The organism is Agrobacterium sp. 16-172Ci (assembly GCF_053522725.1).
On record NZ_JBNWBW010000013.1, the window covers coordinates 1 to 16,860 of the forward strand.

Here is a 16,860-nt window from a genome sequence, read left to right on the forward strand (position 1 = left end):
CTCCTCTTTCGTGTCCGAGATCGTCGCCAAACGCTCGAATACGAGTAGAATCAACACCGTGCGCCATGTCCACCAAATTTAAACCGGACAGCAGTGGGCCTGTCCCGGGCATCTGCCACCGATTGATTTTATTCGACGTGATTAGATCCTCGGCACAGGGCCGAAGATGACGTCGAGATAAGCCTTACCCCTCGCGCTCAAGCGGGCAAGGCCCGTTGAACCCAACAAAAAACCCGCCGGAAATTCCGGCGGGTTCTTCATTTCAAAGATCGGAGCGATTATTCGCCGCGGTTCTTCAGAGCCGCGCCGAGGATGTCGCCGAGCGAAGCGCCCGAGTCGGACGAACCGAACTGTGCGACGGCTTCCTTCTCTTCAGCGATTTCCAGAGCCTTGATCGAAAGCATGACCTTGCGGTCCTTCTTCGAGAAGTTGACGACGCGGGCGTCGACAACCTGGCCAACCGAGAAGCGCTCGGGGCGCTGCTCGTCACGGTCACGGGAGAGGTCAGCGCGACGGATGAACGAGGTGAGGTCTTCGTGGTTGACGAGCTTCACTTCGATGCCGCCATCGTTGACGCCGATGACTTCAGCGGAAACGACTGCGTTCTTGCGCAGGTCGCCGGAAGAAGCGGCTTCGCCGACAGCATCCTTGCCGAGCTGCTTGATGCCGAGCGAGATGCGTTCCTTCTCGACGTCAACGTCGAGAACGACAGCCTTGACGACGTCACCCTTGTTGTACTCTTCGATGACCTGCTCGCCCGGACGGTTCCAGTCGAGGTCCGACAGGTGAACCATGCCGTCGACATCGCCTTCGAGGCCGATGAACAGACCGAATTCGGTCTTGTTCTTGACTTCGCCTTCAACTTCAGTGCCGGCCGGATGGCTGTAGGCAAATGCCTGCCACGGGTTTTCCAGCGTCTGCTTGAGGCCGAGCGAGATACGGCGCTTGGACGGATCGACTTCGAGAACGACAACGTCAACTTCCTGGCTCGTGGACAGGATCTTGCCGGGGTGTACGTTCTTCTTGGTCCAGGACATTTCGGAAATGTGGATCAGGCCTTCGATGCCCGGCTCCAGCTCAACGAATGCACCGTAGTCGGTGATGTTCGTGACCGTACCGGAGATCTTCTTGCCAACCGGGTACTTGGCGGAGATGCCATCCCACGGATCGGACTCGAGCTGCTTCATGCCGAGCGAGATACGATGGGTTTCCTGGTTGATGCGGATGATCTGAACCTTGACCTGCTGGCCAATGTTGAGGATTTCCGAAGGATGGTTGACGCGGCGCCATGCCATGTCGGTGACGTGCAGCAGGCCGTCGATGCCGCCGAGGTCAACGAACGCACCGTAATCGGTGATGTTCTTGACGACGCCGTCAACAACCTGGCCTTCTTCGAGGTTCTGAACGATTTCAGAACGCTGCTCGGCACGCGACTCTTCGAGAACCGTACGGCGCGAAACAACGATGTTGCCGCGACGCTTGTCCATCTTGAGGATTTCGAAGGGCTGCGGGTTGTGCATCAGCGGGGTAACGTCGCGGATCGGACGGATGTCCACCTGCGAACGCGGCAGGAACGCAACAGCGCCGTCCAGATCGACGGTGAAACCACCCTTGACCTGGTTGAAGATAACGCCTTCGACGCGCTCGCCAGCTTCGAACTTGGCTTCGAGCTTGACCCAGCTTTCTTCGCGGCGAGCCTTCTCGCGCGACAGAACGGCTTCGCCGAGAGCGTTTTCGATGCGCTCGACGTAAACTTCGACTTCGTCGCCGACCTTCAGCGTGCCGTCCTTGGACTTCGCGCCGAATTCCTTCAACGGTACGCGGCCTTCAACCTTGAGGCCGACGTCGACGATGGCAACGTCCTTCTCGATTGCCGTTACGATACCCTTGGCAACATAGCCTTCGGCAAGATCGTTGGAGGCAAAGGATTCTTCGAGAAGCGCTGCGAAATCTTCGCGCGTGGGGGTAGATACTGACATGAAATCTCCTGATTGCATCCGCGCTATGGCGAATACAAAAGCGCCGGTGGGCTAGTGTTGTTGATACCCGACCCCATGCCCGCCTTTTCAAAAGGCTTTCCGGCGCAAGGACATGTCTTCGGGCAATTCCGGACTAAACGCAGACGGCAGGAAGCCGTTCCGCGAGAAACCTATCTCCTCAGGGAGGCGTCGATGATCGTCCGCGCGGCCTGAAACGCCGCCTCTATACTCATTTCCGACGTATCTAGCAAGTGCGCGTCTTCAGCCGGCTTCAACGGGCTGTCGGCGCGGCCCATGTCGCGCTCGTCGCGTTTTTTCACTTCAGCGAAAATGGCATCATAATCGCCGCTGCCGCCATTGGCCAGAATTTCATCGTAACGGCGTCGCGCCCGCACGTCCGCAGAGGCCGTGACGTAAAGCTTCACCGGCGCCTCAGGGCATACCACCGTGCCGATGTCACGGCCGTCGAGCACAGTGCCCGGCTCCTTTGCGGCAAAACGCTGCTGCGCCTTTACGAGCGCGCGCCTCACCGGCGTCATCACCGCGATTTTGGATGCGGCCTCGCCGATATCGTGCCGGGAAAGAACGGCGCGATCGAGCCCCGCAAGATCGACTTCCAGCGCGATCTTTTCCGCCACGGCCTCATCATCGAGCGGCAGGCCGGCATCCAGAAGCGCCTTGGCGGTCGCCCTGTAGGTCAGCCCGGTATCGAGATGGTGGAAACCATAGGTCTCGGCAATCCTGCGCGACAGGGTTCCTTTGCCCGCCGCAGCCGGCCCGTCTATGGCGATCGTGAAGGTCATGAAGCTTTCCGCCTGTGCATTCGTCATTCATATAATAGAGTGCGCAACACCTTCCTATTTATATCAGCATCCCCGCATAGGGGTTGCGCCGAGGCAGGCGGCACCCGAAGTTTGTCTTTGACACGAAAGAGCGCAACGATTAAGGGGACCGGCTATAAATTTTACCGTCTATGCCGGTTTTACGGCGTACACACCGAAACTCATTCGACAATTTGAGGCTTAGACAGTGGCAAAAGCGGAACTTGGTACCAAGCGCACAGACCCCGATACCGGCAAGAAGTTCTACGATCTGAACCGCGATCCGGTCGTTTCTCCCTATACCGGCAAGTCCTGGCCGCTCTCCTTCTTTGAGGAAAGCACCGCCCAGGCCAAGATGGAGCAGGCTGAAGAAGAGGAAGTGGCGGAAGTCGATACCGAAAACACGGAAGTCGAACTCGTCTCGCTGGAAGATGCCGATGGCGACAACAACGGCGACGATATCCCGGATCTCGGCGACGACGATGACGTCGAAATCGATGACGACGACGACACCTTCCTCGAAACCGACGACGAAGATGACGACGACGACATGTCCGGCATCATCGGCGTATCGGGCGACGACGAAGAAGCTTGATTTTACTTGATAATTCGGCCCGACGACAAAAAAATGACGCCGGGCCGTTTTTTATGCTTGCACTCGTCGGAAAGCCGCAGTAGTAAGCCGCCACCGAACGGAACAACAACCGCTTCGGTTCCCGGAACCGGAAGAAATGCCGGAACCCTTATGGGGCTATAGCTCAGCTGGGAGAGCGCTTGCATGGCATGCAAGAGGTCAGCGGTTCGATCCCGCTTAGCTCCACCAAACCTTCCCAGACAAAAAATATCTTCCCTTCGGCCAGTCGCTCTTGCGCATCTCGCTAGTCCTTCGACCCGATCGCCTATTGCAGCAGCGCTCGCACATCCTGCCCGTTGATCCGGCACTCCACGGAACCGCCGGCACCACCTTCCTCCACCGTCCGACATTCCAGATATCTGCCGCGCAGCCGGTTCTCCAGCGCTTTGAAGGCGTTGAGGCCGCAGGCGAAACGGCGGCCGTCGGGGCCGGTGCAGACGCGGTTGCGCTCAACATCTTCCACGCCGGCGAGGCGGAATTCGTTACCCTTGAAAGTGAAGCGGCTGCTGGAAATCACGCGCAGGCGCTGGTCCGCATGCATCTTCAGCGGATAAAGATCGGGAGGCGTCGGAATGCGCTCGTAGTTTTGGCTACGCGGATCGACCCGCACCGGCGAGGTCGTCCAAAGTAGTTCCGTATTGGCCGCAAGGCCTGCTGGCGCCGGGGTTGCCTCGCCATTGACGAGCGAGGCGATGCGGATGCCGGCTATGCCGAGGCCAATGGCCAGGACGATCTGAAACAGCAAAATTGCGATCTGCCGGACCATGTCACCGCAACATCAAAACAATGAACAAATTAAAAATCGATCGGCCGCCGCCTCGCGAAGAGGTCCGCCGCATATCACATCAATAAAACCTTGCCCGCACTGACATCCCGCACCGTGCCCATGGCCATGATCGGAAGCTGGTCCCTGTCGAGGATCACCCGTCCGGTTGTCCGCAACCAGCGGAAGCCGCCAGATTTGAGCTGAATGCGATATTCCTGATCATAGAACACGCCATTTGTCAGCGAATTGTAAACCGCCTTGGCGACGCGTGCGCGCGAGCCGCTTTCTATCTGCGCGATGAAATCCTCGACCGGAATGCCGCAAGCGGCTTTTTCCGCGGAGAATTCGCGCAGGCGGGCCGCCACGGCATCGAGGTAAATCAGGTTTTGCCCGATGTTCCAGGTGTAATAACCCACAAGTGTCTCTTCGAGAGATATATTCTCCAACATCGGCCTTCTACAGTCTGAAATGCTCGTGCGGGTCTGTAACATATCAGATGACGGACGACTAACCACAAGAATTCATCCTTTTGTCTGATGGCGCCCCGTTTTCAGTGAGACTATTTATCGACAGCCCTTTTCTGCCGCCATGTTGGCGAAGCAACCTTCCTGTGCCAAAGAAGATTGATCTTGCGCCAACGACCAGAGGAGCCGCCGTGACCATCGGGCTTGCCCATGCCGAACTCATCGCCGTCGTCACCGCCATCACCACGGATGAGCCGCGGGTCATGACCGTTCGGGAAGGCGCAGCGCTTCCGTCGGGACCGTTCGAATTCGGGCACAGAACGCTTCAGAGCGGCTTGCGGGAATGGATTCACGAACAGACCCATCACCCCGTCGGTTATCTCGAACAGCTCTATACTTTCGCCGATCGCGACCGGAACAACGACATTTTAGGCGGCAGAACCATCTCCATCGGTTATCTCGGGCTGGTTCGCGAACAGGAAGCCTCCGGCGGCAAACGCCCGCTCTGGCACGGCTGGTACGAATATTTCCCCTGGGAGGATCACCGTCAGGGACGCCCGGAAGTTCTGGACAGCATCATCGACAGGCTGCGCGCCTGGGCGGATTCCGATCCCGCCTCCAAAAGCCAGCGCCATTTGCGGGCGGATTTCACCTTCGGCCTCGATGGCGGAGGCTGGAACGAGGAATTGACCCTGCAGCGTTACGAGTTGCTGTATGAAGCCGGGCTGGTCGAAGAGGCGCAGGGCGAACCGCGGATCAATTTCGGCAGGCCAATGTTTGCCGATCACCGCCGCATCCTTGCCACCGGCATCGCGCGTCTGCGGGCCAAGATCAAATATCGTCCCGTGGTGTTCGAACTGATGGCCGACGCCTTCACACTCCTGCAGCTACAGCGCGCCATCGAGGCACTGGCCGGGCTGACGTTGCACAAGCAGAACTTCCGCCGGCTTATCGAACAGCAGCAACTGGTGGAAGAGACCGGCGAGATGGCGACCGAAACCGGCGGCCGCCCGGCAAAGCTCTTCCGCTTCCGCCAGACCGTTCTCGATGAACGCGCCCTTTCCGGAACGAAACTGCCACTCTCCCGCAATTGACATATGCTCACAATGAGAATATGTCTTTACCCTAGATATACTCAAAAAGAGTATAAATGGGAGAGCACCGTGAACGAGCAGATTTCCGCCGCAAGCCTTTACGACCGCGTTGCCCGCGTCATTCCCAAGGCCGAATGGATGAGCTTTCAGGACGATGTGGAGGCGATCCTCGAGCTGAAGCGCAAGCGCAATGCCGTTATCCTCGCCCATAATTATCAGACACCGGAAATCTTCCACGGCGTCGCCGATATCGTTGGCGACAGCCTTGCCCTTGCCCGCAAGGCGATGGAGGTGGAAGCGGATGTCATCGTTCTGGCCGGCGTGCATTTCATGGCCGAGACGGCGAAACTGCTCAATCCGGAGAAAACCGTGCTCATTCCGGATATGGCCGCCGGTTGTTCGCTGGCCGATTCCATCACGCCCGAGGACATCGCGCTCCTGCGCAAGGCCTATCCCGGCGTTCCGGTCGTGACCTACGTGAACACCTCCGCCGCGGTGAAGGCGGCATCCGATATCTGCTGCACCTCCGGCAATGCCCGTCAGGTGGTGGAATCGCTCGGCGTGCCGCGCGTGCTGATGTTGCCGGATGAATATCTGGCGAAAAACGTAGCGCGGGAAACCAATGTCGAGCTGATCGCCTGGCGCGGCCATTGCGAGGTGCACGAGCTTTTCACCGCCGATGATATTCGCGAATTGCGCGAAAGCCATCCGGGTGTCACCGTACTCGCGCATCCGGAATGTCCGCCCGATGTCGTCGAGGCTGCGGATTTTTCCGGCTCCACCGCCGTCATGTCGGATTATGTCGGCCGCGAGCGCCCCGCCCGCGTGGTGCTTTTGACGGAATGCTCGATGAGCGACAATGTCGCCGTGCATCACCCCGATGTCGAATTCATCCGCCCCTGCAATCTCTGCCCGCATATGAAGCGCATCACGCTTGGCAATATCCGCACGGCGCTGGAGGAAAACCGCCACGAAGTGACGGTCGACCCGGCCATCGCTGTCGCCGCCCGCCGCGCCGTGGAAAGGATGCTGGAAGTATGAGCGAACGCCTCCCGTCGCATACGGGCTGGACGGTCATTGTCGGCAGCGGCATTGCGGGCCTGATGGCGGCGCTGACGCTTGCGCCGCAGCCCGTGCTGCTTCTCACACGCGGCGTTCTGGGCGGCGAGACCTCCAGCGCCTGGGCGCAGGGCGGCATTGCCGCCAGCCTCGGTCCGGACGATAGCGCCGCGCTGCATCTTGCCGATACGCTCGCCGCAGGCGACGGCCTCTGCGACGCGGAAATGGCCGCAGAGATCGTTTCCGCCGCCCCCGCCGTCATCGAGGCGCTGGAGCGGGCCGGGGTGCGCTTCGACCGGGATGTCGAAGGCAGGCTCGTTTTCGGGCTGGAGGCCGCCCATGGCAGAAGGCGCATCCTGCATGCCGAAGGGGACGGGTCAGGCGCGGCCATCGTCAGGGCTCTCGCCGCCGCCGTTCTTCGCACGCCGTCCATAACCGTTCTGGAAGGCACGGAGGTTCGCCGCCTGCTGACGGAAGACGGCGTCGTCGTTGGTCTCGCCTGCATCGGGCCAAAAGGCTGCTTCACTTTGCCGGCAAGCCAGGTCGTTCTCGCCACCGGCGGCCTCGGCGGGCTTTATGAGGCGACGACCAATCCCGCCGGCAATTTCGGGCAGGGCATCGTGCTCGCCGCCCGCGCCGGCGCCATCCTCGCCGATATGGAATTCGTGCAATTCCACCCAACGGCGCTTTCCTCGCCCCGACGGCCGCTGGCGCTGGTGAGCGAAGCGGTGCGGGGTGAAGGCGCGCTGCTTCTCAATGAAAACGGCGAACGTTTCATGGCGGCCGTTCCGGGTGCGGAACTCGCCTCCCGCGATATTGTCGCCCGCGCCATCGACCGCGAAATACTGCGTGGCGGCAAGGTCTTTCTCGATGCCCGCAAGGCGCTCGGCTCCGGCTTTTCCGCTCGCTTCCCCTCGATCGACCTGCTCTGCCGCGAAGCCGGGATAGACCCGGCCCGTGAACTCGTGCCGGTGCGCCCGGCGGTGCATTACCATATGGGCGGCGTCGCCACCGATGGCAGAGGCCGAAGCTCGGTGCCGGGCCTGTGGGTCGCCGGCGAAACCGCCTGCACGGGTCTGCATGGCGCGAACCGGCTTGCCAGCAATTCCCTGCTGGAAGCGGCGGCCATGGGCATGCGTGCCGCAGAAGACATTGCAGGCAGGCAGGCATATGCGGAAAAACGGGCAGTGGATATCGCAACACTCCCGATGCCCGATGTCCCGGCAGCCGACCTCTCACCCGTCCGGCACATCGTTTCCCGCCATCTCGGCATCGCAAGACATGCGGAAGGGCTGACGGGCGCGATCCGCGATCTTCTGCCACTGGCTGAGCGGAACGGCCCGGCATGCGATCCTGCCCTTGTCGCGCTGGCCATCGCCGTCTTTGCGGCGCTGCGCACGGAATCGCGCGGCGCGCATTTCCGCGACGATTTCCCTGAAAAACATGCGACGGCCACGAGGCGCAGGCTGAACCTCAGCGACGTTCTCACCATCGCCCATGAATTTTCCTCTTCCAGCCATTCTTCGGCCAGCCTTGCGCGGAGCGCCTGACATGATCCTTTCACCCCTGCCACGCCTCATCATCGAACCGCTCGTGCGCAATGCTCTTCTGGAAGACCTCGGACTGGCGGGCGACATCACGTCCGTCGCCGTCATTCCCGCCGATCATCGCTCGGTCGTCGTCATGGCCGCGCGCGAACCGGGCGTTATCGCCGGTCTCGACGCGGCAGAACTCGCTTTCCAGCTCGTGGATCCGGCCATCGCGATGAAACGGCATGTGCAGGATGGGGCCGCCGTGACGCCTGGCGATATCATCGCAACGATCGAAGGTCCCTCACGCGGCCTTCTGACGGCGGAGCGCACGGCGCTGAATTTCCTCGGCCACCTGTCGGGCATCGCTTCCGTCACCGCAAAAATCGCTGCCGCCATTGCCGGCACCAAGGCCTCGGTCGCCTGCACCCGCAAGACGACGCCGGGGCTGAGAGCGCTGGAAAAATATGCCGTGCGCGCCGGCGGCGGCATGAACCACCGTTTTGCGCTTTATGACGCCGTTCTCATCAAGGACAACCATATTGCCGTGGCGGGCGGCGTGCGCGACGCCATCCGCCGGGCCCGGCAGGGCGTGGGACATCTCGTCAAGATCGAGGTGGAGGTCGATACGCTAGCGCAGTTGCGCGAGGTCATGGATGAGGGCGTCGATGCGGTCCTTCTCGACAATATGACACCCGAACAGCTGCGCGAGGCGGTGGGGATCGTCGCCGGTCGCGCCATTACCGAAGCGTCGGGCCGCATCAATCCACAGACGGCCGCAGCCATCGCCGCAACCGGCATCGATCTCATCTCCGTCGGCTGGCTGACCCACAGCGCGCCGGTTCTCGATATCGGCCTCGACTTTCAAAGCCAGAGCTAAAGAATATGCGGCGCATAGTTCGCCGCACGGAACCAATCGCCCATATCGCCGTTATTGCTCCGCCTGGGGTCTATTCAAGGCGGGGGGATCAGTGCGCGCAAAAGCCTGTCCATATGCCTGCGGACCTCTCTTACAAAGGAAAGGCTTGTTATGGAAGACGCACAAGTTGGCTGGATTGCAGCAATCATCATCGGCGGCGTAGCCGGTTGGCTGGCCGAACAGTTCATGAAAAGCAATATGGGTCTTTTCATGAACATTATCCTCGGCATTGTCGGCGCCATCGTCGCCAATTTCCTTCTGGGGCTCGTGGGCATTTCGCTCGGAGGCTGGATTGGCTATCTCATCGCCGGCTTCATCGGCGCCTGCATTCTCATCGCCGTCGGGCGGGCATTTCGCCGCTAAGGGGAGGACACCATGAGCTTTTTCGACAAGATCAAGAACGCTATTTTCGGCAAGGCCGAAGCCGCACCGCAGACTTCGGCTCCGGCCGGCACGCCGGCAGCCACGGCAAGCCCGGCCGCACCGGCCGCACCCGCTCCGACAGCCGCGGCTCCGGCTCCCACCGGCAATGTCGACGTCGCTTCAATCCTGGATGCGGCGGTCAAGCAGAACGGCCAGAAACTCGACTGGAAACATTCGATCGTCGACCTTCTGAAAGCGCTCAATCTGGACAGCAGCCTCAGCGCCCGAAAGGAACTGGCCGGCGAACTCGGCTATACCGGCGACACCTCGGATTCCGCGACCATGAACATCTGGCTGCACAAGGCCGTCATCAAGAAACTGTCCGAAAACGGCGGCAAGGTTCCGGCCGACCTTCTGGATTGAACCGATAAACGGGAGCGCCGTGATGGACGACTATTCCAGCCTTCGAGAGCAGATCGGCCAGGACCTCGACACCCTGCACAGGACCGAGAATCCGAAATCGATCTTCGAGATCGCCGACGACTATCTTCTGGGAAATCCAAATCTCAAGAGGGCCATCGTCGAAGACATCATCAAGGAAGAAGCGGACAAGCGCGGCATCGCGATCCACTGACGCCGCGCGTCGCACGCACGGCTGTGTACCCAAAAGGGCGGCATCCCAACCGGATGCCGCCCTTTTATATTTGGCGGAGTTGCATCATCCGCACTCCGTCACCCCCGACCAGATCCGGCATGACGGAGGAGAGGCTTCCGCCAAAGCCCTATTTATCCAGCTTCGCTTCGGCCTTTTTCGCGTTTTCTTCCATCAACTCATACCACATGGCGTTCATGACGGCGAAGATGGCGGCGAGAGGCAGGCCGAGCAGCCAGGCGAAATACCACATGTTCGATCTCCTTCTTTCTCAATCAATAAGCATGACCGCTGTCGTCGCGGATCGCCCTCTCATCCACCTTGCCCCACAGAACGCGATAGACCCATGACGTATAGGCAACGATGATCGGGATGAAGATGAGGGCGACGACCAGCATGATGAACAGCGTCATATGGCTGGACGACGCATCCCAGACCGTCAGGCTCGATTTCGGATCGACCGAAGACGGCAGGATGAAGGGAAACATCGTCAGCCCGACAGTTGCGATGATGCCGAAAATCGCAAGCGAGCTGGAAAGCAGCGCCAGCACTTCCCTGCGGGCGCGGAGCAAAACGAAAGCGACGAGCGGAAAGACAAGACCGAGCGCCGGCGCCAGCATCATCCAGGGATGCGCCGCATAATTGGCAAACCAGACACCGCCCGCAACCTCTACCGTCTTCGACAGCGGATTGGACGGACCGTCGGTGACGACCTCCGAGGTGAAGCGATAGCCATCGATACCGAGCCACAGAAAGACGCCACCGAGCGCAAAAAGAACGGTGGTGGCAAGCGCCGCGATGCTGCCGAAACCGCGGGCACGGGCCGCGACCGGACCATCCGTCTTCAGCACCAGCCATGCCGCACCGTGCATGATGAGCATGGCGACGGAAACGAGACCGCAGAGGATGGCGTAGGGGTTCAGAAGCTCGAACAGCGTCGTGCCATCGTAGAAAATCCTGAGGTCGTCATTGAGGTGGAAGGGAACGCCCTGCAGCACATTGCCGATGGCCACGCCGAAGATTAGCGCCGGAACGAAGCCGCCGATGAAGAGCGCCCAGTCCCAGCCGGTGCGCCAGGCGGCGCTTTCACGCTTGGAGCGATATTTGAAGCCGACCGGCCGCAGGATCAGCGCAAACAGGGTGGCGAACATCGCCAGGTAAAACCCTGAAAACGACACCGCATAAAGCGGCGGCCAGGCGGCAAAGATCGCGCCGCCGCCAAGGATGAGCCAGACCTGATTGCCCTCCCAGACGGGGCCGATGGAATTGATGACGACACGCCGCTCGATATCCGTTTTCGCCACGAAGGGCAGAAGCGCGCCGGTACCGAGATCGAATCCGCCGGTCACGGCAAAACCGATCAGCACCACGCCGAGCAGCAGCCACCAGATGACGCGGAGGATTTCGTAGTCGATGAGTTGATGCAATATCATGATCGTTTACTCCGCAGCGACGAGTTTTTCAGGAACGAGCGGCGCTTCCGGCTCATGGTCCGGCTCCGGCCCCTTGCGGATCGCCTTCAGCATCAGCCCCATTTCGACGATGAACAGCACCGTGTAGATGGCGATGAAACACAGGAGCGTGATGAGGACCGTGGAGGCGCTGAGGCTGGAGACGGCCGCGGCCGTGGGCAGCACGCCCTCGATGATCCATGGCTGACGGCCGAATTCGGCCACCACCCAGCCCATTTCCGCCGCGATCCACGGCAGGGGAATGGCAAAGACCGCCACTTTCAACAGCAACGGATAATGATCCAGCCGACGGCGGGCCGAAAGATAAAAGAATGTCGCCGTCAGCAGGATGAAGAAGATGCCAAGACCGACCATGATGCGGAAAGCCCAGAACAGGGTCGGCACATGCGGAATGGTATCCGCCGCCGCCTTGGCGATCTGCTCCTCATTCGCCTGGCGCGGATCGTCGACATATCGTTTCAGCAGCAGGGCATAACCGAGCTCATGGCCGAGCTCGGCAAAGGTGCCGCGCACCTCTTCCGGCAACTCCGCGCCCTTACCGGTGGCCCGTATCTGCATCAGCGCGTCATAGGCCTTGATACCGTCGCGGATGCGGGTCTTGGCCTGCTCCACCAGATCGTTGATGCCCGGAATTTGCGTGTCGAGCGAGCGGGTGCCGATGAGGCCCATCACCCACGGGATCTTCACCGCGAAATGCGTTTCGCGTGCTTCCTGATCGGGAAAACCAATGGCCGTGAAGGGGGCCGGGGCCGGCTCGGTTTCCCACATGGCCTCGATGGAGGCGAGCTTCATCTTCTGGTGTTCGGTGGAGAGATAGCCGCTTTCATCACCCAGCACGACGACCGACAGCGCGGACGCCAGACCGAAGGAGGCGGCAACCGTCATCGAACGCTTGGCGAGATCGACATGACGGCCTTTCAGCACATACCAGGCCGAAACGCCGAGTACGAAGATGGAGGCCGTCACGTAACCCGCAGACACCGTGTGGACGAACTTCGCCTGCGCCACCGGGTTGAACAGGACCTCGAAGAAGTCAGTCACTTCCATGCGCATGGTCTGGGGATTGAAGGCCGATCCCGTCGGATTCTGCATCCAGCCATTGGCGATCAATATCCACAGCGCCGAAAAATTCGAACCGAGCGCCACGCACCATGTCGCGACGAGATGGCCGAGTTTAGACAGCTTGTCCCAGCCAAAGAAGAACAGGCCGACGAAGGTGGCTTCCAGGAAGAAGGCCATCATGCCTTCGATCGCCAGCGGCGCACCGAAAATATCGCCGACATAATGGCTGTAATAACTCCAGTTCATGCCGAACTGGAATTCCATGACAATGCCGGTGGAAACGCCGAGCACGAAGTTGATGCCGAACAGGGTGCCCCAGAATTTCGTCATCTGCCGCCAGACCGTGCGGCCGGTCATGACATAGACCGTTTCCATGATGGCGATCACCACCGATAGTCCGATCGTCAGGGGAACGAACAGAAAGTGATATAAAGCCGTCACTGCAAATTGCAGGCGCGACAGCGCCACTATGTCGAGTTCCATAGTCCTATCCACCTTTTCCGGAAGGCCGGCCTTCCATTTCAAAGACGACGCCGGCTCTCAAAAAATCTCAGTCCGGGCGCAGTGTCTCCAGCACTACGCCGTATTCCGGGGTGCCGCTTTGACATTCATCAAATTGACGCCCCTCTTTCAGCACGATGATGCGATCGGCAAATTCCGCCTCGCGGCGATTATGGGTGATCATCACGACAGTCTTTCGCTGCGCCCTCGCAAACAGCCGGGTGAGCACGTCGCGGGCGGTTTCGCCATCCAGCCCTTCCGTCACCTCGTCAAGAAGCCAGAGCGGCCGGTCGGCGAGCAGGAAACGGGCGAGCGCCAGCCGGCGCGACTGGCCGCCGGAAAGCCCCTGGCCCGCCTCGCCAAGCCTTGTCTCCAGCCCGGCGGCCAGGGTTTTGACGTGTTCGGCAAGGCCTGCCGCCCCGAGCGCGTCCCATAACTCGGCCCCGGTTGCGGTGGGTTTCGCCAGCCGCAGATTGTCGGAGATGCTGTCGCGGAAAAGCTGGCTTCGCTGCGTCATAAGAGTGGACGGCAGGGCGTTGACCGTGCCCGCTGCCGGCCGCAATTCACCCGCCAGAAGCTGGATGAGGCTTGTCTTGCCCGCACCGCTCTGGCCGATGATGGCAATCCGTTCCCCGGAGGCGATTGCAATGTTGATATTCGTCAGGACCGGATTGTCGTTCCCTTCACGCTCCAAACGCACATTTTTGAGCTCTGCCGCCATGCCCTTGACCGGCGAGACGGGACAGCGGCCTTCAGCCGTTGCCGAAAGACGCGGCGCGATGCGCCTTGCGGAAAACAGCGTGCGCCCAAGCTCCATCGCCCCACGACGCAACGCCGTGAAAGGCTCCAGCGCGGCAAAACAGACGAGCAGCCCGAGTGCTGCGGCCGGCGCGCTTACCGCCCCCTGTTCCGCAAGCCAGGCCATGCCGAGAAGGGCGGCGCTCAAAAGAAGGGCCGCTGAAACACCGAAGGAAAAACCGGCACTGATTTCGATGCGGTTCAGGGTATCATCGCAGGCAGAGAGGTAATCATCCGCCCGCTTTACCGCCGCGACCTGCGCGGAAAGGCGGCCGGTGGTCAAGAGCTCCGTCTGCCCGCTCACGAGATCGGCCGTGCGGGCCCGAAGGGCTTCCAGCCCGATTGCCCGGCGGCGCGAGAATGTTTCCGCCCGCAAGGCGGCGCGCAGCGAAATTCCAAGCCCCGCCGCGACGAGGAAAACCGCCGCCAGAATGCCCGCCAGAGGATGGAGAAAAGCAAGTCCAAGGCCTGTCGCGATTGCAGCAAGGACCGCCACGGCAGCGGGAACCAGCACGCGCAGATAAAGCGAATCCAGCGCATCGATGTCCGCCGTCAGCCGGTTCAGCAGGCGCGCAGGTCTCGCCTCCAGGGATTTCGCGGTCTGCGGCGCGGCAAAGCCGCGAAACAGCTTTTCCCGAAGTGCTGCAAGCACGGAAAGCGTGGCGTCATGGGTCGTCATGCGTTCGCCGTAACGGGCGGCGGTGCGCGCAAGCGCCAGAAGACGAATGGCGGCCGAAGGCGCAAAGACATCGAAGGCATAGGCAGTCACCGGCAGAAGACCGGCAATTGCCGTTGCGGTGATGAACCAGCCGGAAACGCCGAGAAGGCCGATGCCCGCCAGCACCGTCGTTACCGCAAGAGCCGCGCCCGCCAGGAGCATGCCGCGCCGCGCCGACCAGAACAGGCCGATAATGGGTTTCAATATCGCAAAACGCGCGATCATGGCTGCCCCCTCGAATGGATCGCCGTCATATCCACGATCCTGTCCATGCGCGCCGCAAGCACCGGATCATGGGTCGCGACGATCAATGTCCTGCCATTTGCCAGTTGCAGCAGGTTTTCCGTGACAAGGGCAGCCGTTTCCCGGTCGAGATGGGCTGTCGGCTCATCGGCCAGAACAAGCTGCGTTGCGGGGTCTGCGAAAGCACGCGCAATGGCAAGCCGCACCGCCTCCCCGCCCGAAATTCCATATCCGCCATCGCCGATCTGCAGATCCCGGCGCGCCTGCGACAAGCCATCGAGCCCGGTGCGGCACAGCGTCTCTTCCACCATACCGTCACTGACAACCGAACGGCCGAAGCGAATATTCGCCTTCAGCGAACCGGCAAAAAAGAACGGCTTCTGGCTGACCCAGCCGATGGTCCTGCGCAGCCCATCCGCCGTCGCATTATCGAGCTTGACGCCGCCGATCCTGATCGAGCCTTCTCCAGCCTCGGCCAACCCGGCAATCAAGGAGAGTACAGTGGATTTGCCACAACCGGAAGGCCCGAGAATCGCAACTCTCTCACCCTGCTGAACCGTCAGGTTGAGATTTTGGATGACAGGTGGAGCATTCGGATAAGCGAAGGAGAGATCGTCGATCTCCAGCAGACCGGGCGTCGGGGATGGGACAGACGCCATATCCGCGCCCTCGCCGGCGATGGCCGCACCGCCGGCCGTCAATTTGCCGAGCGCATCAAGCGCTGCTTCACCGGCCGCACGGTCGTGCCAGACGGCGGAGAGTTCCCGCAGCGGCTCGAAAAAGGCCGGCGCCAGCAGCAGGATGAAAAGACCTTCGGCAAGTGTCAGCTTCTCGCCCCAGGCGCCGAAATTGAGAAAACCGAGCAGATGAAAACCGATATAAACGGCGGTCATGGCAACGCCGAGCGCTGCGAAAAGCTCCAGCACCGCCGAGGAGAGAAAGGCGATCCTGAGCACCGCCATCGTCCGCGTCTTCAGGTTCTGCGCATCGGCGCTGAGACGTTCCGCCGTCAGATCGACGGCTTTCAGCGTGCGGATCGTTTCCAGTCCGCGCAGGCGGTCGAGCAGGAAGGCATTCATATTGCCCGTCTCGGCAAGCTGCTTTTCGCTGGCAGCCTTGGCCTGCCAGCCGATGAGCGCCATGAAAAGCGGGATGGTTGGCATGGCGAGCAGCAGCACCAGCGCCGCAATCCAGGTAAAGGGCAGGATCGCCACCACGAAAACCAGCGGCACGATGGTCGCCTTCATCCGCGCCGGCTGGAAACGGGAAAGATAGGGCACCAGCGCTTCCGCCGCCTCGGCCACAACGCCTGCCGCCTCACCGGAGGCGGTGCGCGACAGATCGAGCGGGGAAACCTTCGCCACGGCCTGTAGCGCTTCCAGCCGCCGCTGCGACAACGCCGCGCGAGCGGCACGAAACGATAGCCGCGCCGCGACCTTTTCCAGCCATGCCTTGATGAGGCCGAGGATGAGAACCGCAGCCGCAGCCGGCACAATCGCCATCATCGGCGCGCCATCGGCAATTCTTCCGACTGAAAAGGCAAGCAAACCTGCCTGCGGCAACCAGAGTAAAGCCGCAAGCACATGCAGCAAGGCAACGGATTTCCCAACCGAGGGCACGCCTGTCATTTTCGCCCGCCCGGCGGCTCTGTCGCGAGAGGTTTTGCGATTGGCATTGCTGAAGAAGCGCCGACGCGTCGCATCGGGCGAGACTCCAACCGGAGCGGGACAGACTGCGCCATCACCATCGGCCCCCTGACGGATTTCCACGGACATGCTCACGGCCG

17 protein-coding genes and 1 tRNA gene are annotated in these 16,860 nt (G+C 61.1%); 9 read left to right on the forward strand and 9 right to left on the reverse strand.

The window, feature by feature from the left end:
• Positions 1 to 278: 278 nt before the first annotated feature.
• Positions 279 to 1,979 (reverse strand): 30S ribosomal protein S1, encoded by a 1,701-nt coding sequence (gene rpsA / locus ACQZ40_RS13325; protein ID WP_003522474.1) that lies wholly within the window; start codon positions 1,977 to 1,979, stop codon positions 279 to 281.
• A gap of 170 nt (positions 1,980 to 2,149) precedes the next feature.
• Positions 2,150 to 2,809: a (d)CMP kinase gene (cmk, locus tag ACQZ40_RS13330; protein WP_448748133.1), complete on the reverse strand. Its 660-nt coding sequence runs from the start codon at positions 2,807 to 2,809 to the stop codon at positions 2,150 to 2,152.
• 199 nt (positions 2,810 to 3,008) lie between these two features.
• On the opposite strand from cmk, the gene ACQZ40_RS13335 reads away from it, so the two are divergent.
• Together ACQZ40_RS13335 and ACQZ40_RS13340 are read left to right on the forward strand one after the other, a co-directional pair.
• Positions 3,009 to 3,395: a TIGR02300 family protein gene (locus ACQZ40_RS13335; RefSeq protein ID WP_003522472.1), complete on the forward strand. Its 387-nt coding sequence runs from the start codon at positions 3,009 to 3,011 to the stop codon at positions 3,393 to 3,395.
• A 152-nt stretch (positions 3,396 to 3,547) separates the two neighbouring features.
• Positions 3,548 to 3,623 (forward strand) — tRNA-Ala (locus tag ACQZ40_RS13340).
• 76 nt (positions 3,624 to 3,699) lie between these two features.
• Here the strand turns inward: ACQZ40_RS13340 and ACQZ40_RS13345 are convergent.
• Complete coding sequence (locus ACQZ40_RS13345) at positions 3,700 to 4,200, reverse strand: hypothetical protein (RefSeq protein ID WP_080857689.1); 501 nt, start codon at positions 4,198 to 4,200, stop codon at positions 3,700 to 3,702.
• A 74-nt stretch (positions 4,201 to 4,274) separates the two neighbouring features.
• On the reverse strand, positions 4,275 to 4,649 hold the full coding sequence (locus tag ACQZ40_RS13350) for a PAS domain-containing protein (RefSeq protein WP_125146837.1): 375 nt from the start codon (positions 4,647 to 4,649) through the stop codon (positions 4,275 to 4,277).
• A gap of 206 nt (positions 4,650 to 4,855) precedes the next feature.
• Between ACQZ40_RS13350 and ACQZ40_RS13355 the strand changes: the two genes are divergently transcribed.
• From ACQZ40_RS13355 to ACQZ40_RS13385, 7 genes are all read left to right on the forward strand, one after another.
• A complete protein-coding gene (locus ACQZ40_RS13355; RefSeq protein ID WP_003522469.1) occupies positions 4,856 to 5,758 on the forward strand; it encodes an NUDIX hydrolase in 903 nt (300 codons plus the stop codon).
• Between the two features lie 69 nt (positions 5,759 to 5,827).
• Positions 5,828 to 6,799, forward strand: a complete 972-nt coding sequence (nadA, locus tag ACQZ40_RS13360) for a quinolinate synthase NadA (protein ID WP_003522468.1) — start codon at positions 5,828 to 5,830, stop codon at positions 6,797 to 6,799.
• Complete coding sequence (locus ACQZ40_RS13365) at positions 6,796 to 8,367, forward strand: L-aspartate oxidase (protein WP_078052620.1); 1,572 nt, start codon at positions 6,796 to 6,798, stop codon at positions 8,365 to 8,367. Before nadA ends, ACQZ40_RS13365 begins: the two co-directional genes overlap by 4 nt.
• 1 nt (position 8,368) lies before the next feature.
• Entirely contained in the window at positions 8,369 to 9,226 is an 858-nt protein-coding gene (nadC, locus tag ACQZ40_RS13370; protein WP_078052619.1) for a carboxylating nicotinate-nucleotide diphosphorylase, read from the forward strand.
• A gap of 150 nt (positions 9,227 to 9,376) precedes the next feature.
• Positions 9,377 to 9,628, forward strand: coding sequence for a GlsB/YeaQ/YmgE family stress response membrane protein (locus tag ACQZ40_RS13375; RefSeq protein WP_003522465.1), 252 nt, complete (start codon positions 9,377 to 9,379; stop codon positions 9,626 to 9,628).
• A 12-nt stretch (positions 9,629 to 9,640) separates the two neighbouring features.
• Entirely contained in the window at positions 9,641 to 10,051 is a 411-nt protein-coding gene (locus ACQZ40_RS13380) for a DUF3597 domain-containing protein (RefSeq protein ID WP_065657363.1), read from the forward strand.
• Between the two features lie 22 nt (positions 10,052 to 10,073).
• Positions 10,074 to 10,262: a hypothetical protein gene (locus ACQZ40_RS13385; protein ID WP_003522463.1), complete on the forward strand. Its 189-nt coding sequence runs from the start codon at positions 10,074 to 10,076 to the stop codon at positions 10,260 to 10,262.
• A gap of 148 nt (positions 10,263 to 10,410) precedes the next feature.
• On the opposite strand, the gene cydX is transcribed toward ACQZ40_RS13385, so the two are convergent.
• The 5 genes from cydX to cydD form a co-directional block, all read right to left on the reverse strand.
• Positions 10,411 to 10,533, reverse strand: a complete 123-nt coding sequence (gene cydX, locus ACQZ40_RS13390) for a cytochrome bd-I oxidase subunit CydX (RefSeq protein WP_003508602.1) — start codon at positions 10,531 to 10,533, stop codon at positions 10,411 to 10,413.
• 22 nt (positions 10,534 to 10,555) lie between these two features.
• On the reverse strand, positions 10,556 to 11,713 hold the full coding sequence (gene cydB, locus ACQZ40_RS13395; protein ID WP_448748134.1) for a cytochrome d ubiquinol oxidase subunit II: 1,158 nt from the start codon (positions 11,711 to 11,713) through the stop codon (positions 10,556 to 10,558).
• Between the two features lie 6 nt (positions 11,714 to 11,719).
• Positions 11,720 to 13,297, reverse strand: coding sequence for a cytochrome ubiquinol oxidase subunit I (locus ACQZ40_RS13400; protein WP_080853860.1), 1,578 nt, complete (start codon positions 13,295 to 13,297; stop codon positions 11,720 to 11,722).
• Between the two features lie 67 nt (positions 13,298 to 13,364).
• Positions 13,365 to 15,056 carry a thiol reductant ABC exporter subunit CydC gene (gene cydC / locus ACQZ40_RS13405; RefSeq protein WP_448748135.1) on the reverse strand — a complete coding sequence of 564 codons (1,692 nt, stop codon included), beginning with the start codon at positions 15,054 to 15,056 and terminating at the stop codon, positions 13,365 to 13,367.
• Positions 15,053 to 16,849, reverse strand: coding sequence for a thiol reductant ABC exporter subunit CydD (cydD, locus tag ACQZ40_RS13410; protein WP_448748175.1), 1,797 nt, complete (start codon positions 16,847 to 16,849; stop codon positions 15,053 to 15,055). The genes cydC and cydD overlap by 4 nt, the downstream gene beginning before the upstream one ends.
• Positions 16,850 to 16,860 lie beyond the last annotated feature (11 nt).

Excerpts from the sequence above, each read along its gene's own strand:
- rpsA (WP_003522474.1), bottom strand. The coding sequence starts at position 1,979 with ATGTCAGTATCTACCCCCACGCGCGAAGATTTCGCAGCGCTTCTCGAA.
- cmk (WP_448748133.1), bottom strand. The coding sequence starts at position 2,809 with ATGACGAATGCACAGGCGGAAAGCTTCATGACCTTCACGATCGCCATA.
- ACQZ40_RS13345 (WP_080857689.1), bottom strand. The coding sequence starts at position 4,200 with ATGGTCCGGCAGATCGCAATTTTGCTGTTTCAGATCGTCCTGGCCATT.
- ACQZ40_RS13350 (WP_125146837.1), bottom strand. The coding sequence starts at position 4,649 with ATGTTGGAGAATATATCTCTCGAAGAGACACTTGTGGGTTATTACACC.
- ACQZ40_RS13365 (WP_078052620.1), top strand. The coding sequence starts at position 6,796 with ATGAGCGAACGCCTCCCGTCGCATACGGGCTGGACGGTCATTGTCGGC.
- nadC (WP_078052619.1), top strand. The coding sequence starts at position 8,369 with ATGATCCTTTCACCCCTGCCACGCCTCATCATCGAACCGCTCGTGCGC.
- ACQZ40_RS13375 (WP_003522465.1), top strand. The coding sequence starts at position 9,377 with ATGGAAGACGCACAAGTTGGCTGGATTGCAGCAATCATCATCGGCGGC.
- ACQZ40_RS13380 (WP_065657363.1), top strand. The coding sequence starts at position 9,641 with ATGAGCTTTTTCGACAAGATCAAGAACGCTATTTTCGGCAAGGCCGAA.
- ACQZ40_RS13385 (WP_003522463.1), top strand. The coding sequence starts at position 10,074 with ATGGACGACTATTCCAGCCTTCGAGAGCAGATCGGCCAGGACCTCGAC.
- cydX (WP_003508602.1), bottom strand. The coding sequence starts at position 10,533 with ATGTGGTATTTCGCCTGGCTGCTCGGCCTGCCTCTCGCCGCCATCTTC.
- cydB (WP_448748134.1), bottom strand. The coding sequence starts at position 11,713 with ATGATATTGCATCAACTCATCGACTACGAAATCCTCCGCGTCATCTGG.
- ACQZ40_RS13400 (WP_080853860.1), bottom strand. The coding sequence starts at position 13,297 with ATGGAACTCGACATAGTGGCGCTGTCGCGCCTGCAATTTGCAGTGACG.
- cydC (WP_448748135.1), bottom strand. The coding sequence starts at position 15,056 with ATGATCGCGCGTTTTGCGATATTGAAACCCATTATCGGCCTGTTCTGG.
- cydD (WP_448748175.1), bottom strand. The coding sequence starts at position 16,849 with ATGTCCGTGGAAATCCGTCAGGGGGCCGATGGTGATGGCGCAGTCTGT.